This window comes from Microbulbifer sp. A4B17 (assembly GCF_003076275.1).
Classification (GTDB): Bacteria; Pseudomonadota; Gammaproteobacteria; order Pseudomonadales; family Cellvibrionaceae; genus Microbulbifer.
Map to the genome: position 1 here is coordinate 692,501 of NZ_CP029064.1, position 18,016 is coordinate 710,516.

Consider the following 18,016-nt stretch of genomic DNA (forward strand, 5'->3'; position numbering starts at 1 on the left):
CGCCGGAAGACCAAGGGTTCCTGTCCAACGCTAATCGGGACAGGGTTAGTCGACCCCTAAGGCGAGGGCGAAAGCCGTAGTCGATGGGAAACAGGTTAATATTCCTGTACTCGCTATTACTGCGACGGAGTGACGGAGAAGGCTAGGCCAGCATGGCGATTGGTTGTCCATGTTTAAGGTTGTAGGCTGGGGACTTAGGCAAATCCGGGTCCCTAAGGCTGAGAACTGATGACGAAGCCCACTTAGTGGGTGAAGTGGTTGATGCCCTGCTTCCAGGAAAAACTTCTAAGCTTCAGGTAATAGTGAATCGTACTCTAAACCGACACAGGTGGTCAGGTAGAGAATACCAAGGCGCTTGAGAGAACTCTGGTGAAGGAACTAGGCAAAATGGTACCGTAACTTCGGGAGAAGGTACGCCGGTTTTGGTGATGGGACTTGCTCCCTAAGCTGAGGCCGGTCGAAGTGACCAGGTGGCTGCGACTGTTTATTAAAAACATAGCACTCTGCAAACTCGTAAGAGGACGTATAGGGTGTGACGCCTGCCCGGTGCCGGAAGGTTAATTGATGGGGTTAGCTTCGGCGAAGCTCTTGATCGAAGCCCCGGTAAACGGCGGCCGTAACTATAACGGTCCTAAGGTAGCGAAATTCCTTGTCGGGTAAGTTCCGACCTGCACGAATGGCGTAACGATGGCCACGCTGTCTCCACCAGAGACTCAGTGAAATTGAAATCGCTGTTAAGATGCAGTGTACCCGCGGCTAGACGGAAAGACCCCGTGAACCTTTACTACAGCTTTGCACTGAACTTTGAGCCTATTTGTGTAGGATAGGTGGGAGGCTTTGAAGCAGCGACGCTAGTTGTTGTGGAGCCGTCCTTGAAATACCACCCTGGTATGTTTGAGGTTCTAACTCTGGTCCGTTATCCGGATCGAGGACAGTGTATGGTGGGTAGTTTGACTGGGGCGGTCTCCTCCCAAAGAGTAACGGAGGAGTACGAAGGTGCACTCAGCATGGTCGGAAATCATGCAATGAGCATAATGGTATAAGTGCGCTTGACTGCGAGACAGACATGTCGAGCAGGTACGAAAGTAGGTCATAGTGATCCGGTGGTTCTGTATGGAAGGGCCATCGCTCAACGGATAAAAGGTACTCCGGGGATAACAGGCTGATACCGCCCAAGAGTTCACATCGACGGCGGTGTTTGGCACCTCGATGTCGGCTCATCACATCCTGGGGCTGAAGCCGGTCCCAAGGGTATGGCTGTTCGCCATTTAAAGTGGTACGCGAGCTGGGTTTAGAACGTCGTGAGACAGTTCGGTCCCTATCTGCCGTGGGCGTTGGAGATTTGAGAAGAGTTGCTCCTAGTACGAGAGGACCGGAGTGAACGAACCTCTGGTGTTCCGGTTGTCACGCCAGTGGCATTGCCGGGTAGCTATGTTCGGACGGGATAACCGCTGAAAGCATCTAAGCGGGAAGCCTCCTTCAAGATAAGATCTCCCTGAGGCCTTGAGCCTCCTGAAGGGCCGTGGAAGACTACCACGTTGATAGGCTGGGTGTGGAAGCGTTGTGAGGCGTTGAGCTAACCAGTACTAATTGCCCGTGCGGCTTGACCATACAACAGAGATGGTTACTAACGACTAGCGAAGCTAGCGGATTGTGAGTTAGAGACATATGATCGCTTGCGGTGTATTACTACAGATTGTTTTACCGACTTATTTGGGGTTATCGCCGGTCAACAACATGACCGAGGCAAACAGCGATAACGCGGCAGGCCAAGCACATTGCTTATAAGACCAACGCCAACCCAAGCCAGTTTGCCTGACGACAATAGAGTTGTGGAACCACCTGATCCCTTGCCGAACTCAGAAGTGAAACGCAACATCGCCGATGGTAGTGTGGGGCTTCCCCATGTGAGAGTAGGTCATCGTCAGGCTTCTAATCCGAAAGGGCCACCCAACAGGGTGGCCCTTTTTTTATGGCTGAAAAAAATGATTAAAAAAATAAAGCCCTCAACAAAAACACAAATAGAAAAATAATTAAAAATTAATTTTTGCGGTCTGATTTGAATTTGAAAAAATCAGATAAATTAAAAATAAATAAGAAAAAAACAAAAAATAATCCCAGCTGATTTAACCGGTCTGCCACTCGAAAAAATAAACCGCTAAAAATAGGTATTTAAGCTGACTTCCAGCCAACTCTTCCAGGCTTTACTCAAAAAATGACTCAGTAAAAAGCAAATTAAAAACAAGAAAAAGTACCGCTACCACTCCCGCCAAAAATTAGAATTAGCCCAAAAAACTATCGGTGATTTTTTAGTCGTTATATTAAATCCCTGTAACCACGGGCCCTGTAGCCCATTTATTAAAGTTATACACAAGTCTATCCAGCCTTTCTGTTAATAACGCAAAGCTGTGGAAATCCACGCAAAAAGTGCTGCTTTTTTACTCGCCTCTACTGCAGCCAAGGAAACATGGGGCTGGCAAGGGATATCCCGGAGTTATACACAGCTCTATCCATGGTTTCTGTTGGTAACAAAGGCGCCATAAAACAGCCATCAGTTATTAACAGAGTCATGGGCGATAAATCTGTGGATTACTGTGGCTGATTGGTACGCCAGTGTGTGGGAGATAAACCGTTGGGGATAAAAAAGCCCCACTGGGTGGGGCTTTTAAATATATCTGGATGACTTATTTAGTCAGTGGCTGTAGGTACCCGGCCCAAGTCCCCTTCCATCTCTGTGGTCAGGAAAGACATTACAACCCAGGCTGCAACATTCTGGCGCAGGTTCTCGGGGTCGACTTTGTCCAGGGTATCGTTGGGCGTATGGTGATAATCGAAGTAATCGCTACCGTCCTGGTAAAGGCCGAAGGCTGGAACACCACGCGCAACAAAGACACTGCTGTCTGGGCCACCGTAGGACTGGTTATTACCACGCTCTATGCCCAGTGGCGCCAGGAGTTGCATCATCTGGTCTGCAATATCAAACTTACTTTCCGGAAGACGGGTATCGAAACGCCAGATTTTTCCAGCTCCAAAGTCGGACTCGGAAATAGCAATAATATTGTCGAGTTCGTTTGAGTGAGCCTCAAGATATTGTTTGGCGCCCACGAGTCCAATTTCCTCCGCACCAAAAAGAACAACGCGCAGAGTACGTCGAGGGCGCTGGGGCAGTTCTCCAATTAGGCGTGCGGTTTCCATGACAATAGCGACACCGGCACCATCATCAAGTGCACCGGTGCCCTCATCCCATGAATCCAGATGTGCCCCGATAATCATGACTTCTTCCGGCTTTTCGCGACCGGTAATTTCGCCGATGACATTAAAGGAAGGACCATCAGCCAGGCGTTCTGCTTCCACGTCAAGTTTTACCTGGACAGGCTTACCACGCTTGAGCATAGCCTCGAGAAGGTTTGCATCAGGGGCTGAGAGCGCGAGCGCAGGAACTGGGTTTTCTACACCATCAATAGACATCATGCCGGTATGGGCGAATCGATCTGAGTCGGTGCCGACAGAGCGCAACAGCATGGCTGCAGCTCCTTTCTCAGCAGCTGCGCGCATACCCATTTTTCGACCTTGTGCCGCAGGGCCGTAACCGTCTCCGGTACGGGCTCTTTCCATACGCTTATTAATGAAAGCGATTTTTCCTTTTACTTTCTCGACTGGGGCCTTTAACAAGGCTTTCACATCGGGGAACTCGATAATTTCCGCCGTTAATCCACCTTCAGGAGTTGCAGCGCCATAGCCGAGAGAGGAGACTACCAATGGCTGGGGGAAAGGGGCTATCACTTCGGCGTGTGCATGGCCACGAATCCATCGGGGTACTTCAATTTGCTCGGTATAGACTCTATCGAAACCAAATGCTTTCATTTTCTCCTGTGCCCAGGTAACGGCTCTTTCATCCCCCTCAGTGCCTGTCCGACGAGGTCCAACCTCGACAGTGAGTGACTCGACAATACTGTAGGCGTCGGAGCTTTCCAGTGCCCGGTCACGGAGCACTTCTGCCACCGAGAGGTCCTCTTGGGTCAGCGGAGCTGCCTGGGCTATGCTCAATGCCATGGTAGTGATCAGTCCCCCGGTCAGGGAAAGCAGTGGTTTCAACATCGGTCTATCCTTTGTTAACACTTTTCGGTCTTAAGCTTTTGGCTCGTTATTTGGGGAGGATGCAATTAGTTGCTCGCGAATACCACGTAATTTTTGCAGGCCTTTCTCCGTAAATAAATAGGGGGGGTCACCAGTATATTCGCTGTCCTCAATACTGAGGCAGAGTTGCCGCATCTCTTCGAGTTTTGGATCGTGCCGCATTGGGCAGGCGAGGAGCGCTCGCCATTCACTATCGCTGGCTTGTCCGGTGATTACGTCTTCGAGGCCCTTAACAAAACTGCCTCTATCCATTCTAAATCTAGGTCTGCGCAGGTGCATTAACACCCAAACGACAATGACAAAGGCAATAAAAGAAAGAAAGAGCGTTGCCAGCCAGGTCACAATATCACTCCTCCATTAACAGTTTTATCGCCACAGCAATGGTGGCAATAATGATTACTGGTTTGATAATACTGGCTCCTCTCGCGATGACGAGGTTAGAGCCGAGTCGGGCTCCCCCAACCTGAGCGAAAGACATAGCGACAGCGAGCAATAGAAAAATATGTCCCCCAGCAATAAAAATAAGCATCGAGGTTACGTTGGTAGCGAGCACAATGGGTTTCGTTGACGCTGTGGCTGCCCGCATATTGTAGCCGAGCAGGGCTGCGAAGGCGGCTGCACAGATAGAGCCCATACCAGGGCCAAAGAAGCCTCCATAATAGCCGAGTCCACCACCGACAATCAGGTTGAAGGCAAAATTACTGATTCTGGGTTTGGAATCAATGTCGGAAATACGAGGAGACAGGACAAAGTAGAGGGCTATGGCAATAAGTAGAACTGGCAGAATGATATCGAGTCCGGCCTCCCCCAGGGAAGCGACTGTCAAAGTACCTAGGCAAGAACCGATAACTGCGGCAATCAGTCCCGGCCAGATAGGGCGTAAGTTAAGCTGGCCTTTTTGAAGGAAATTGATGGTGGATGACAGTGTGCCAAAAACACTTTGAAATTTGTTGGTACCGAGTGCATCAAGCGGGGGGATGCCGGCCCAGAGCAAAGCAGGGAGGGTGATTATTCCCCCTCCCCCGGCAATCGCACTGACAAAGCCTGCAGTAAAAGCGATTGCTGTCAGTATCAGGTAAGTATAAGTAGGAAGATCGCTACTTAGCTGTATCACGAGTGGACTGGTTACCCCCTTCGAGATTATCTTGGTTGTCGTGATGATATCCCTGGTACTTGTTAAAGCGCTTTTTAATCTCAGCCATATCCTGATCCAGATTCCCGGTAGGCTGGTAAAGGGAATCAATGCAAATACGCTTATTGGGAAAGTCCCAGGCAACAAGTAAAATGGGAACTTCGGCGGTATAGGCAATTCTCAAAAATCCATTTTTCCATCGCCCTACTTTTTTGCGGGTACCTTCTGGAGTAATTCCCACCCACATTTTTTCATTTTCCCGATAACTCGAGGCAACTTGTAAAGCGATATTACTCGCTGCGCGTCTATCGGTAGGGATGCCTCCAAGCCACATAAATAGTCGTTTGAACGGAAAGAAAAAAGCTTCCTTTTTCATAAGCCAGGAAATCTTAATGCCCAGGGCCAAAATAAATGGCATGGCAACCACAAAATCCCAATTGGATGTGTGAGGAGCCAAAGCTACCATTACTCTCCTTTCTGAAGGAATTTCACCATCCATCCGCCAGCCGAGCATCTTGATCATCAATTTGCCAATGGCTTTGGTAACGCGATTGCCTAAGCGAGGTACTTCAGTTGGTACTTCAGTAGGTATTTCTACAAACTGACTCATTATTTGCCTCTTTCTTACTGCTGCAACACTAAGGTTCCAGCACAAGTATTTAACCTTGTCGCTTTAGTGTTCCCGCGTGGCATAAAAGCGAATATCTGGGTAACGCTCTTCTGCCAGTTGTAAATTAACACGTGTCGGTGCCAGGTAGGTCAGGTGCCCGCTGCCATCAAGAGCCAGGTTGGTACTGGCTTTGCGCTTAAAATTATCCAACTCCTTGGCACTTTCACTATCTACCCAGCGAGCGGTATTCACATTAACGTTTTCGTAGATGGCCTCTACCTTGTATTCGTCTTTTAATCGATAGGCGACTACTTCGAACTGTAGTACACCAACCGCGCCTACGATAATGTCGTTGTTATCCAGTGGAAAAAATACCTGTGTAGATCCCTCTTCAGAAAGTTGCTGAAGCCCTTTCTGTAATTGTTTTAATTTGAGAGGGTCTTTCAAGCGTATACGACGGAATAGTTCCGGGGCGAAATTGGGTATCCCAGTAAATTTCAGTGCTTCACCTTCGGTAAATGTATCGCCGATCTGGATAGTACCGTGATTGTGTAATCCGATAATATCGCCGGCAATAGCCTCTTCCACATGAGTGCGGTCGCCAGCCATAAATGTTACTGCATCAGCAATTTTCACATCTTTGCCAATACGAACATGCTTCATTTTCATACCGCGATTGTAGGTGCCAGAGCAGACACGCATAAAGGCAATCCTATCGCGGTGTTTGGGGTCCATATTGGCTTGGATTTTAAAAACAAAACCAGAGAATTTGTCTTCGTTGGGCTCCACCTTCCTCTCTTTGGTTTCCCGAGACTGGGGGGATGGTGCCCACTCAACGAAACCATCGAGCATCTCTCTTACGCCAAAATTGCCCAGAGCCGTGCCAAAAAATACCGGGGTCAATTCACCTGCAAGGTAAGCTTTCAGGTCAAATTCATGAGTGGCCCCGCGAACCAGCTCAATTTCTTCCCGAATATCTTCGGCGTACTCGCCAAGTAGTACGTCAGCCTCAGCAGAGTCCAGATCTTTAATTTGAATATCATCGGGAATTCTGTGGCCCTGACCTTGGGAGAATACATGGATAGTATCTGTATAGAGGTTATAGACCCCCTTGAAATCTTTCCCGGAACTCAGAGGCCAATTAATAGGGGCAGCCTGGATATTCAGAACTTCTTCAATCTCATCCATTACCTCGATCGGGTCGCGAATATCCCGGTCGAGCTTGTTGATAAATGAGAGAATCGGTGTGGTTCGCAAGCGACACACATTCATCAATTTGATGGTGCGGTCCTCCACACCTTTGGCCCCGTCAATCACCATCAGTGCTGAGTCGACAGCAGTGAGTACGCGGTAAGTATCTTCAGAGAAGTCTTCGTGTCCCGGTGTGTCCAGCAGGTTTACGGTTCTCTCTTTGTAGGGGAACTGCATGACGGAAGAGGTAACGGAAATTCCGCGCTCCTGCTCCATTGTCATCCAGTCGGAGCGTGCATGGGGACCTTTTTTCCCCTTCACGGAACCTGCTTGCTGGATGGCATTTCCGAACAAAAGCAGTTTTTCGGTCACGGTAGTTTTACCGGCATCCGGGTGGGAAATGATAGCGAAGGTGCGGCGGCCGGCAAAGCCTGCCAGGGAAGAACTTTGACCCATACTTTAAGATTCGATCACTGGATATTCGAGAAAAATAGGGGCGTATTATACACGCAGGCGCTGTTCCGAGGGTGGGGTATACTGCGAAATTGGACTTACCAGTTTACCAGCTTGACGAATAGAGTCATGTCAATGGGCTGAGTTGCCAGCCAAGCTGGCACACCTGGACAATTTGCTCAAATCCATTCGGATTCGATCTATCGAGACCACCCGCCATTAGGGTGCGCTAAGCGATGTAGTCGCAAACTCAGTAAATGAAAGGGGAGAGGTTATGAGCCGTGAGCGTTTACAGGCATTGCGGGAAGAGTTGCAGCGGCAGGATGTCGATGCTTTTTTGGTGCCCCGTGCCGATGAATATCAGAATGAAAGTGTACCTGCGGCAGATGAACGGCTTCCCTGGCTCACGGGCTTTACTGGCTCTGCGGGAATGGCCGCAGTAGGCAGTCGGGAAGCGGCGTTATTTGTGGATGGGCGCTATACCCTACAGGCACAACAGCAACTCGGTGACCAGCCCATTGAGTTAATGAGTCTCAGCTACACAGCAATTATAGAGTGGCTGTGTAGTCAGTTAGATGCCGGGCAGTGTCTGGGGTATGACCCGCGACTCCATACTGAGCCCGGATTGGCACTGATAAAGAAGCGACTGGCTGAGAGGGACATTCAATTACAGCCGCTAGAGCAGAGTCCTATTGATGCTATATGGGATGACCGCCCTGCGCCGCCTTGTGGACCCGCTCGTCCACACCCCTTTACCTTTACTGGTGAGCATTCCAAAGAAAAACGTCAAAGGGTTGCGAGATGTCTCACGGAAAAACGAGCTGATGCATTATGGCTGCCAAATCCCGAAAGTTGCGCCTGGCTTTTTAATATACGTGGAGGGGATATTCCACACTTACCAGTAGCCTTGGCTAACGGGATACTTTACCGGGATGGCAGTGCCACTCTCTATCTGGGTGAGGGTGCTGTGGGGGAGGCGCTGATTGAGCACTTGGACAAGGATGTAAGTCTAGTAGTGAGTAAAGTGGAGTTATTTGAAAAGATTAAGCGCCACCACGTCAACAAAATATGGGTAGATCCATTGATCAGCAATTGCTGGACCTTGCAGCAACTGCGGGCATTGGATATAGAGCTTTTGTTGGAGGGAGACCCGGTTACTGAAGCCAAGGCCTGCAAGAATGCGGTTGAGCTGGCGGGTAGCCAGGCCGCCCATGAAAGGGATGGTGCCGCGGTTTGCGAATTCCTGTCAGAAATACCTGACCAGGTTGCAACAGGGAATTTTGATGAGCTCTCGGCGGTAAAGCTGCTGCGGAGCAAGCGGGAAGCGCGCGAGGGGTTTCAGGGCAATAGCTTTGAGACAATTTCCGGCTATGGGCCGAATGGGGCCATTGTACACTACAGGGTAAGCCCTGAATCCAGTTTGCCAATAAAGTCAGAGGGTCTGTACCTGTGCGATTCTGGTGGCCAATATCCAGATGGCACCACTGATATTACTCGAACTGTTGCACTGGGTGAGTTTCCGCACTCAGCAAAAGAAAACTTTACCCGGGTTTTAAAGGGACATATTGCGATAGCGACTTTGCGTTTCCCCAGAGGTACTTGTGGAGAGCAGATTGATGCGATTGCACGACGCGCGCTGTGGGATGTGGGGTTGGATTATGCCCATGGTACCGGTCACGGTGTCGGTAGTTTTTTAAGTGTCCACGAGGGACCGCAACGGATCGGTAAAGTGACAACCGGCGTTTCGCTTCAGCCAGGTATGATCGTTTCAAATGAACCGGGCTTTTATCTCACGGGTCAGTACGGTATTCGTATTGAAAATCTGGTGTTCGTTAAAAAGAGCGAAAACTACCCAGGTTTTCTTGAGTTTAAAGAGCTTACCTTGGCACCGATTGACCGCAACCTGATTGATGTAGAGCTACTTACTAAAGCTGAGAGGGAGTGGTTAAATCGCTACCATCAAAGAGTGCGGAACGTGATTACTCCGCTGGTGAGCGAAAAAACTGCTGAGTGGTTAAAGTTGGCCACCGAGGCTTTGTGAGATCAAGCCTGGGGGCTTTGCCCCCAGGCTCCCTAAACTTAATTTATTTCAAACTTATAACCTGCTCCGTATACGGAGTGAATCAATTCTTTCTCGGGCATAAGTACTGATATTTTCTTGCGTACTTTTTTGATATGGCTATCAATAGTGCGATCACTGATTACGCGGTAATCGGAATAAATACGGTCCATTATTTGTTCGCGGGAAAAAATTCGGCCAGGCTCGCTGTAGAGGAGATCAAATAAGTGGAACTCCAGTGCTGTGAGATTGGCGTCTTTGCCTCCGATTCGCAATTGTCCAGTATTTCTGTCTAGTTCTATTCCGTTGGTTTCGACACTATCCTGTTGTGGTCGACGGCGCAATACCGCCTTTACCCGAGCGACAAGTTCCCTGGGGCTATAGGGTTTACAAACGTAATCATCGGCTCCAGACTCGAGACCACGTAAACGATCGGGCTCCTCAATTTGTGCAGTCATAATAATAATCGGGACATCGTTACCTTTCTGGCGAATGTCTTCGCAAATTTCCATTCCATGTTTTCCGGGTAACATCAGGTCGAGAAGGATCAAATCCGGTTTCATCGACTCTACTTTTTGAATGACCTGATTGCCATCAGAAATGATCTCGGCCTGATAGTCGGCAGCATGAAGATAATCCAGTAGTAGGTGTGCAAGCTCGGTTTCATCTTCGACTATTAATATTTTGGCGCTCATAACTTCCTACCATTTAATCCTTTGGCTTAGGGGTAAAAAAATACTGATCTCGAGACCGCCCATGGTGGACGGAGTTGCAGAAATGCTACCCTCGTGTGCTGTAACAATGTTTTGGCAAATTGACAGCCCCAATCCCGCACCGCCGGTTTCCCGGCTGCGCGAACTGTCTGCCCTGTAGAGGCGCTCAAACAGGTGAGGTATATCAGCACTGGCAACACCGGGTGCGGAGTCGGCCAAAGTGATAATGGCTGTTCGGGCTTCACAGCGCGCGGCTATTTTAAGTTGACCATCACTATCGGTGTAGCGCAGGCTGTTGGTTAACAGATTGCTAAATAACTGGTTGAGGCGCGCTTCATCTGCGTAGACCAGCTTGTCTTCCGATAGCTGGAGGTCACTGCTTAAGTGAATATTTTTCTGGTCGAATGGAATTTCAAAGTCTTCGATAACACCTCGCAGAACTTTTACCAGAGAAATGTCAGATTTGCAGTAACTCAATGCCCCGGCGTCTGAGAGCGACAACTCATAGAGGTCATCTATCAGGCGACTCAACTGCTGAATTTTGCTGTGCAGTATGCGCAGGTTCTCTGGTGAGGCTGATCTGACACCATCCTGAATGGCTTCAATCTGCCCCTTTAATACCGCTAGAGGTGTTCGCAGTTCATGTGAAATATCTGCCATCCATCGGTTTCGAGCGTGCTCATTCGCCTCCAAAGTTGCGGCGAGACGGTTAAAGTCAGCACTTAACTGGCCCAGCTCATCTCTTTGCTCTATATCGATGCGGGTTTTGAAATTGCCTGATGTCAGCTGGGATGTCGCTTCAGTCAGCTTGCGGATAGGTCTTACCAACTGCCAGGCAAGTGGCAGAGCGATTGCCAGTGCCAGAATAAAGGTGGCAATAGAAATAAGTGCAAAGGTTCTCGATTGCTCTTTTACAAATCCTACTGCCAAGTCATCATCCAGCACCGGTAGCGGATTGATGGCCAAGTAGCCAACGGTTTCTCCATTCACCACCAGTGGTTGCATGGCTATATTCTCAGATCCTGAATAGTAGCCAATTACAGACCTTTTCTCCTTGTCCAACAGGACTAGGCGACCGATGAGTGACTTGCCCACGCTGTGCTCGGGCGGATGCTCAGGTGGATGGCGGGGGCCCCTCATACCGGGTGGTGGAAAAGGTGGGGGTGGCAAATTCTCGAAGTAGCTGGGCATCACGCGCCTGTGCATTCTTTGCCAGCGCATACTATTGCCACGCATGGATTTCCAGCTTCCCTCACTGGCGTAGATATCCTGCAACTCCTCGACCAGGTCGTCCACCTCGCGCAGCTCCTGGGACTGAATATAGTTCATAAAGCCCTGGTCAAAGCTCCACTGAAAGAATACGAACATTCCGCCAACGGTAATAGCCGTAGTCAATAAGAAAGCGAGGCTGAGTTTATAGCGAATATTTAACGACATAGCCGATAGCTTGGACTCCAGTAGCCTGATTTCACAGTGGTCTTTGGGTGCATCTTACTGTGCCAGCGTTCAGGAAATGCCGGCCAGAAGAATAAGCCTACACTTAGTGCAAATATCAGGGCAAACTTTTGACGCTCAAGGCGCTTGGTTACATGAGGGTGGGGAGCGGATTGAGCCGGATTATCCAAAGCTGTCTGTTGGGGCCCCATGGCTTTAGTGGGTAATTCCTGTAGCTTTTTACCTATTGCAGCTAACTGGGTTTCAGAGAAGGAACTACTATCGGATCTCTATAGTAGTTTGAGAGATATTATAAACGATAGCGTTTGAAGGGGGTTGATAGGGCATTCCGATCAAAAATTTTTATTATTTTATATAACAGCGAAGTATAAGGAATGATCTGTCCCCGAAGGTAGCGCACAAAAGTGCATGAAATGTGGATGACTGGTTGGAGATATTTTAGATCACATATATTTTTCTGACTTTTTCATGTGTTTGTGCTGAGTTCAAAGGCTTTAGTCTATGGCTATGGTGAGCCGGATAAAGATTAACACCACTACTTTTTAGTGAAAAATCTGGTAAGCCTTCAATAGAGCGGTAGCCAATTAGAAATTTATCCTTCTCGATAGTGATTCGAGGGGGGGCTGACTAATTCCGTATTATCTTTGAGCCTCCTGAAGACTGCAGATGTCAGGCACAGCTCGCACGAATGGCCAGCCCTTTGCTGGAGCGGCAATACGCAGCTGAGATCTTCGACCCCCACTCTGTGAGGATATCAGAGCGATCCAGGCTGTGTGTTGCTGCTCTGAAATTTCTGGATATTCCTGCGATGTCACGCTCACGCCTTGACTGTGAATCGCTCTGAAAGCCAGAAGCATCATGAAATTATTCAGAGGCTCCTGAAATAGTCTGTTTGCAATAATTCCCGTTTTTAACTAGTTGTTTGGCCCACTAACTTTGGCAATTGCTTTGTTGCCTCCGATAGGTGATGTTGAAAAGCGGTGAAGAACCAGTTCTTTCTTGTCGAGTTGTACAAATAAAGTTGCCAATATCCGTTTTCCACCACGACTCCAGGTACTGTGATCATGGGCATTGAGTGTTACTGTTACCTGGTTAAAGCCGGGTTTTAGTAATTTTCCGGGAATATGTAAATCCGGGCCATAAAGCCGCTGGATCTTTTCGCCATTGATATAGAGGTGGGCGTGTCCTTCCAAAAACTGCTCAGAATCATCATTGGCATAGCGAGGTGATTCCAGTTCAAATCGATCGTAGTCTATATGGAGGTTATAGCCCGACATATCGTCGCGACTCATATCCAGTTCGATTCTGGGTGCGGCAATATGCAGAGGTATCTCTATCACCGGATGCTGATCGCCGTTGTGACCCGCGTGGGGATTCGGCTGTGCCGCCTGCGCGACCATAGAGGCTGAAACAATCCAGGCCAAAGACCCAACGATAAAGAACCTATGCATTTTCATTTAACACTTACTCCCAGGTTTGGATATGAGCTAGCGGCCAACGGTGGTTGAGCACCGGTTAACGATAGTTTGGTCATCCAGTTTGCCGGCAAAACGCGGCCCGAATGTATATGGGAAAACAGGAATCAACTGACCGCTACTGTCTTGTGTTACGGTCAAGTGATAGTGGTAGCCTCGCTCACTGTCAGTGTGTCCATTAAACTGATCCAGGTATTCACCACCTTGCGCAGTCAGATTCTCATCCCAGTAGTAATCCTCATAGAAAAAGCCAGCCGGAGTATCGAACTCGTTGCCGGATTGAGAAGTGTAACTACCACTGGTAGTAGGGCCGGTGTTATTGGTATCGGTGACACCACGATCAATATCGTATTCATCCACAAGCAGGCAGCTGCGCTGACCGGCAACACCACATCCGCTGTCTGAGCGGGGGTCATCGTAGTCCCGGATTGCCCAGCTGCTTTTAGCCAGCACACCTATGTCCTCCCAGGGGCCATAAATCGCGTAGCCATCGGCAGTATAGCCGTAGATAGGGGAGTGGCCATCGGCGTTATCACCTGCAATTTCTGCCAGGCAGTCACTGTAAAAGTGGTGGTGGTAGTCACCGTTAGCCGCATGGCCGCCACAGATGTCTACGTCGTAAACCTCCGCTACAGGAGCTAAAGTGTGCCATGTATTATTGACGGACTGCCCATCGCTCCATTGGTAAATTGAAGTCCCGTTAACCCAATAACCCTGTACTCCCAGTCCGGTTTCACAGGTTTCCGTGGAGGCCTCCGGTTCTGTAGGAATATAGCCAACATGAGAGACATTTTCGGGGCAGACTGGGCCTGGGGGCCAGAAACCGTAGCCAGCTTCTGAGCCGCAACTGGAATTACTGCGATAGCCAATGTCCTGGCCAAAGCTAACAATTTCTCCGGTCTGCACCAGGGGGTAGCCATTGACAAAATCAGAAGAGGCTTTTGGACGATTAACGAGAGAGTCCAATATCTCCTGGGTTATTTCAATTTGATAATCTGGAATACCGGTTGCAGATACACGGGTATATTCCTTTCCGGAAACTGTAACGGACTCGACACTCTGCACATTTACCAATACCTGCTGGTTGCTATTAGTCTCATAAATGTAAGGTGCACGTTCGTCGTTTGAATTGATGATCCAGGTTGTATCAGAGGTTTCTGTTGTTAAGCTATCTTCTTCATCAGAAGCTGTGGAGTTATCTTCGCCAACTTCTGAAGTGGCGTTTTCACCATTATCCGATGTGTTATTGGTTTCATCGATAGTAGTTTCTGTTGAAGTATCTACTGTAGTATCTGATTCTGCTGCGTTTTCATCTTCAACCGTATTGTCGTTTGAATTGGCAGTGGCATTCGCAGAGTTGTTTCTGGTATTTCCTGAATCTGTTGAATTATCGTTTTGCCAATTTCTTCCGTCGTTATTACGAACAGGTACTTCCCTAACCGAACGTTGATCGTTGTTATATCCCGAGTTGGGGCTAGGTTGAGCGACAACACTTGCTGCAGTTAGCAAGGTTATTGAGCCAGCAAGAAAGTACCTGTTAATTTTCACGAGAAGGTTACCTCAATTTATCTTTATTGGTTACCGCCCCACTGTTGTTGAACATCTGTTGACAACAGTTTGGTCATCCAATTTTCCGTAAAAGCGCGGTCCAAAAGTGAAGGGGAAGGCGGGGATTAATTGTCCATCGCTGTCGACAGTGACCGTAAGGTGATAATGGTATCCTCTTTCATCATCCGAATGGCCATTGTACTGATCTAAATAGACTCCTCCTTGAGCGGTAAGTTCTTCATCCCAGTAATAATCTTCGTAGAAAAAACCAGCGCTTGTTTCAAATTCATTTCCTGAGGGCGATGTATATGAATCACTGGTAGTTGGGCCTGTATTAGAAGTGGTTTCCATCCCTTGGGAAATATCGTATTCATCGACTAATAAACAGCTTCGTTCACCAGCAACACCGCAGCCGCTTTCGGATGAGGCATCATCGTAATCTCGAATTGCCCAACTACTTTCTGCTAATTCAGCTTCGCTCTCCCAGGGGCCATAAATTGCATAGCCATCGGCGGTGTAGCCGTAAATTGGAGAGTGGTTGTCACCAATATCGCCAACCATTTCTGCAAGACATTCACTATAAAAATGGTGGTGATAATCGCCGTTTGCCGCGTGGCCACCGCAAATGTCAACATCGTAGACTTCGGCGAGAGGAGCGAGAGTATGCCAAGTATCATCGACACTCATCCCGTCACTCCACTGATAAATAGAGGTTCCGTTTACCCAGTAACCCTGTACTCCTAAACCGGTTTCGCAGCTATCGGTTGCAGGTTCAGGTTCAACGGGAAAATAGCCGACATGGGAAACGTTTTCAGGGCAAACGGGCCCAGGTGGCCAAAAGCCATAGCCGGCCTCTGCACCACATGAAGAATTACTTTGATATCCAATATCCTGTCCAAAGCTGACAATATCACCAACACTTACATAGGGACTGCCGGTTAAAAAATCAGACGATGCTTTTGGGCGCTCCAAGAGTGCATCGAGAATAGTTTGTGTAATTTCGATGGTGTAATTTGGGATGCCCGTTGCAGATACAACAGTGTACTCTTTACCGTCGACAGTTTCCGAGTCAACGCTTTGAACATTTACCAGTACTTGTTCATTACTGTTATCTTCATAGATGTAAGGCGCTCGTTCATCGTCAGTATTTAGAATCCACACTCCGCTGTCGGTGCTTGAGCCTGAGCTGTCATCTGCTGAGTCGTCATCATCACCGGAATCTGAGCTGCTATCGCTAGTATCCTCAGTTGTCGTATCTGATGAGTCAGATGAAGAGCTGCTGCCTCCACCGCATGCCTGTAGTACACCAGAGAGCAATACCAGTGATATTGCATAAGGCAAAATGGACTTTCGGTCCGTGTCAAAAATTTCCGTTAATTTCATAGCACACCGTGAATTAGGAGGTGGGATTAGATCTGAAACTAGCGTACAAAAGTGGAGAAAATGTGGATAAATATTGACCTGATTCGCAGTGGGATTAATTTGTTTGACCTTTTTGTTTGCTTTGTGCGTAAGTTCAATGGGATGGATTTTTTTTCAATATCAAAAGTTAAACATTCAGTTGTTGAAAAACTTTTTATTTTGTTACGGATTCTTAGCTTATTTAAATTCGGTGAAATACTATTCTTTCGATAATGGCTGGTGACTGAAAAGTCCGGCAGTCGGAAGGTAATATTTTTGAAGTCAGCTATTTGAAAATAGAGGTTTGGTTTCCATGGTCGTATTCGCAAGAGCAGCCAGTCGGGAAATTACAATCGGTCCCAGACTGGGTTGGGGCTCATAAGTGATTACTTTTTTGCGTGCTACATAGGCGGTGGGCCAGGGGGAAAACCCCCGCCGACTTCATCGGAGCAAACATTCACAATTGTCTGGTCATCAAGCTTGCCGTAAAAGCGTGGCCCAAAGGTGTATGGAAATGATGGGGTCAGCTGCCCCTCACTATTTAATTCCACGGTTAGGTGATAGTGATAACCCCGCTCACTGTCACTGTGTCCATTGTATTGATCCAGATAAGCGTCCTCCTGGCTGGTCAAATTGGAGTCCCAGTAAAAGTCTTCGTAAAAAAATCCGCTGATGGTTTGAAAAAGGTTGCCTGATGGGGAGGTGAAAGTATCGCTGGTACCAGGCCCAGGTTCGGTAATTGGCGTTGTGCCCTTTGATAGATCGTATTCATCGACCAGTAAACAGCTGCGCTCGCCGGCAACCCCGCAGCCACTAAAAGAGTCGGCATCCTCATAATCTCTAGTGACCCAGCTGCTTATTGCAAGTACGCCATCGGCCTCCCAAGGGCCATAAATGGGGTAGCCATCGGCGGTAAACCCATAGATGGGGGAGTGGCTATCTCCAGTGTCTCCAACCAAGTCGGCCAGGCAATCGCTGTAGAAGTGATGGTGATAGTCTCCCCGAGCAGCGTGTCCACCACAAATATCAACATCGTACATCTCAGCGACCGGTGCCAGAGTGTGCCAGGTGCCATCGACAGACTGCCCATCGCTCCACTGGTAAATAGAAGTGCCATTGACCCAATAGCCCTGTGACCCGAGTCCACTCTCACAGGTTTCTTCTGACTCTTCGGGCTCGGCTGGGAAATAGCCGCTGTGGGAAACATTTTCCGGGCAGACCGGACCCGGTGGCCAGAATCCAAAACCTGCTTCGGCATAGCAGGTATGTGGATTGCTGCTAAAGCCGATATCCTGGCCAAAACTCACGATATCACCAATTTGTACCGTGGGGCTGCCATAGACAAAGTCGGTGTTCGCCTTGGGACGATTGATTAGCTCGTCGTAGACAGCGGTGGTGATTTCAATTTCATAATCCGGGATGCCGGATGCAGTGACTTGAGTGTATTCCCTGCCGTCGACAGTGACAGTTTCGACAGTTTGTACATTGACCAGTACCTGCTCATTACTATTACTTTCGTAGATGTAGGGCGCGCGCTCACCGTCGGTGTTTAGTACCCAGGGGCTGCTGTCATCGTCAGTATCGTCGTCAGAAGGGGGTGGATCTGAATCGTCATTGTCACAACCTGTTAAAGGCGTACAAGCCAGAAATATTGTCAGTGCACTGATTAATAGGGTGCGGGTTTGAAGGGGGGAAGTCTCCTGAATCCTCATCGAATCACCATCCATGTTTCGCAGTAAGAGAAGAAGGCGGGCTATGCTGCTGTCTGCCGGGGTTTGGAGGAATTTGAAGTTATCGGCAAAAATGGGAAGTAATGTGTACGCTGCCCGTTAAGGCACTGAT

General features: G+C 48.6%; 12 protein-coding genes and 2 rRNA genes (1 of these 14 only partly in view). 3 read left to right on the top strand and 11 right to left on the bottom strand.

The window, feature by feature from the left end; translation table 11 throughout:
• Both BTJ40_RS03120 and rrf read left to right on the top strand, forming a co-directional pair.
• A 23S ribosomal RNA gene (locus BTJ40_RS03120) occupies positions 1–1,611 on the top strand (it extends 1,271 nt beyond the left edge of the window).
• 203 nt (positions 1,612–1,814) lie between these two features.
• A 5S ribosomal RNA gene (gene rrf / locus BTJ40_RS03125) occupies positions 1,815–1,930 on the top strand.
• 758 nt (positions 1,931–2,688) lie between these two features.
• Here rrf and BTJ40_RS03130 read toward each other — a convergent pair.
• The 5 genes from BTJ40_RS03130 to BTJ40_RS03150 form a co-directional block, all read right to left on the bottom strand.
• On the bottom strand, positions 2,689–4,098 hold the full coding sequence (locus tag BTJ40_RS03130; protein ID WP_108731723.1) for a M20/M25/M40 family metallo-hydrolase: 1,410 nt from the start codon (positions 4,096–4,098) through the stop codon (positions 2,689–2,691).
• A 30-nt stretch (positions 4,099–4,128) separates the two neighbouring features.
• Entirely contained in the window at positions 4,129–4,479 is a 351-nt protein-coding gene (locus tag BTJ40_RS03135; RefSeq protein WP_108731724.1) for a hypothetical protein, read from the bottom strand.
• 4 nt (positions 4,480–4,483) lie between these two features.
• Complete coding sequence (locus tag BTJ40_RS03140) at positions 4,484–5,251, bottom strand: TSUP family transporter (protein WP_108731725.1); 768 nt, start codon at positions 5,249–5,251, stop codon at positions 4,484–4,486.
• Complete coding sequence (locus tag BTJ40_RS03145) at positions 5,235–5,879, bottom strand: 1-acyl-sn-glycerol-3-phosphate acyltransferase (RefSeq protein WP_108731726.1); 645 nt, start codon at positions 5,877–5,879, stop codon at positions 5,235–5,237. The genes BTJ40_RS03140 and BTJ40_RS03145 overlap by 17 nt, the downstream gene beginning before the upstream one ends.
• Before the next feature lie 63 nt (positions 5,880–5,942).
• Positions 5,943–7,526 carry a peptide chain release factor 3 gene (locus BTJ40_RS03150; protein ID WP_108731727.1) on the bottom strand — a complete coding sequence of 528 codons (1,584 nt, stop codon included), beginning with the start codon at positions 7,524–7,526 and terminating at the stop codon, positions 5,943–5,945.
• A 271-nt stretch (positions 7,527–7,797) separates the two neighbouring features.
• Here BTJ40_RS03150 and BTJ40_RS03155 point away from each other — a divergent pair, with 271 nt between their 5' ends.
• A complete protein-coding gene (locus BTJ40_RS03155; protein ID WP_108731728.1) occupies positions 7,798–9,564 on the top strand; it encodes an aminopeptidase P family protein in 1,767 nt (588 codons plus the stop codon).
• 38 nt (positions 9,565–9,602) lie between these two features.
• On the opposite strand, the gene BTJ40_RS03160 is transcribed toward BTJ40_RS03155, so the two are convergent.
• The 6 genes from BTJ40_RS03160 to BTJ40_RS03200 form a co-directional block, all read right to left on the bottom strand.
• The gene (locus BTJ40_RS03160; RefSeq protein WP_108731729.1) at positions 9,603–10,277 is read right to left on the bottom strand and encodes a response regulator; all 675 of its coding nucleotides are present in this window, start codon (positions 10,275–10,277) and stop codon (positions 9,603–9,605) included.
• A 6-nt stretch (positions 10,278–10,283) separates the two neighbouring features.
• Positions 10,284–11,732, bottom strand: a complete 1,449-nt coding sequence (locus BTJ40_RS03165; protein WP_108731730.1) for an ATP-binding protein — start codon at positions 11,730–11,732, stop codon at positions 10,284–10,286.
• 932 nt (positions 11,733–12,664) lie between these two features.
• Entirely contained in the window at positions 12,665–13,207 is a 543-nt protein-coding gene (locus tag BTJ40_RS03180; RefSeq protein WP_108731733.1) for a hypothetical protein, read from the bottom strand.
• 30 nt (positions 13,208–13,237) lie between these two features.
• Positions 13,238–14,773 carry a YHYH protein gene (locus BTJ40_RS03185; protein WP_238152118.1) on the bottom strand — a complete coding sequence of 512 codons (1,536 nt, stop codon included), beginning with the start codon at positions 14,771–14,773 and terminating at the stop codon, positions 13,238–13,240.
• Positions 14,774–14,803: 30 nt separating this feature from the next.
• Positions 14,804–16,156, bottom strand: a complete 1,353-nt coding sequence (locus BTJ40_RS03190) for a YHYH protein (protein ID WP_108731734.1) — start codon at positions 16,154–16,156, stop codon at positions 14,804–14,806.
• 419 nt (positions 16,157–16,575) lie between these two features.
• Positions 16,576–17,886, bottom strand: a complete 1,311-nt coding sequence (locus BTJ40_RS03200; protein ID WP_238152119.1) for a YHYH protein — start codon at positions 17,884–17,886, stop codon at positions 16,576–16,578.
• Positions 17,887–18,016: the final 130 nt, after the last annotated feature.

Excerpts from the sequence above, each read along its gene's own strand:
- BTJ40_RS03130 (WP_108731723.1), bottom strand. The coding sequence starts at position 4,098 with ATGTTGAAACCACTGCTTTCCCTGACCGGGGGACTGATCACTACCATG.
- BTJ40_RS03145 (WP_108731726.1), bottom strand. The coding sequence starts at position 5,879 with ATGAGTCAGTTTGTAGAAATACCTACTGAAGTACCAACTGAAGTACCT.
- BTJ40_RS03150 (WP_108731727.1), bottom strand. The coding sequence starts at position 7,526 with ATGGGTCAAAGTTCTTCCCTGGCAGGCTTTGCCGGCCGCCGCACCTTC.
- BTJ40_RS03155 (WP_108731728.1), top strand. The coding sequence starts at position 7,798 with ATGAGCCGTGAGCGTTTACAGGCATTGCGGGAAGAGTTGCAGCGGCAG.
- BTJ40_RS03160 (WP_108731729.1), bottom strand. The coding sequence starts at position 10,277 with ATGAGCGCCAAAATATTAATAGTCGAAGATGAAACCGAGCTTGCACAC.
- BTJ40_RS03165 (WP_108731730.1), bottom strand. The coding sequence starts at position 11,732 with ATGTCGTTAAATATTCGCTATAAACTCAGCCTCGCTTTCTTATTGACT.
- BTJ40_RS03180 (WP_108731733.1), bottom strand. The coding sequence starts at position 13,207 with ATGAAAATGCATAGGTTCTTTATCGTTGGGTCTTTGGCCTGGATTGTT.
- BTJ40_RS03190 (WP_108731734.1), bottom strand. The coding sequence starts at position 16,156 with ATGAAATTAACGGAAATTTTTGACACGGACCGAAAGTCCATTTTGCCT.
- BTJ40_RS03200 (WP_238152119.1), bottom strand. The coding sequence starts at position 17,886 with ATGAGGATTCAGGAGACTTCCCCCCTTCAAACCCGCACCCTATTAATC.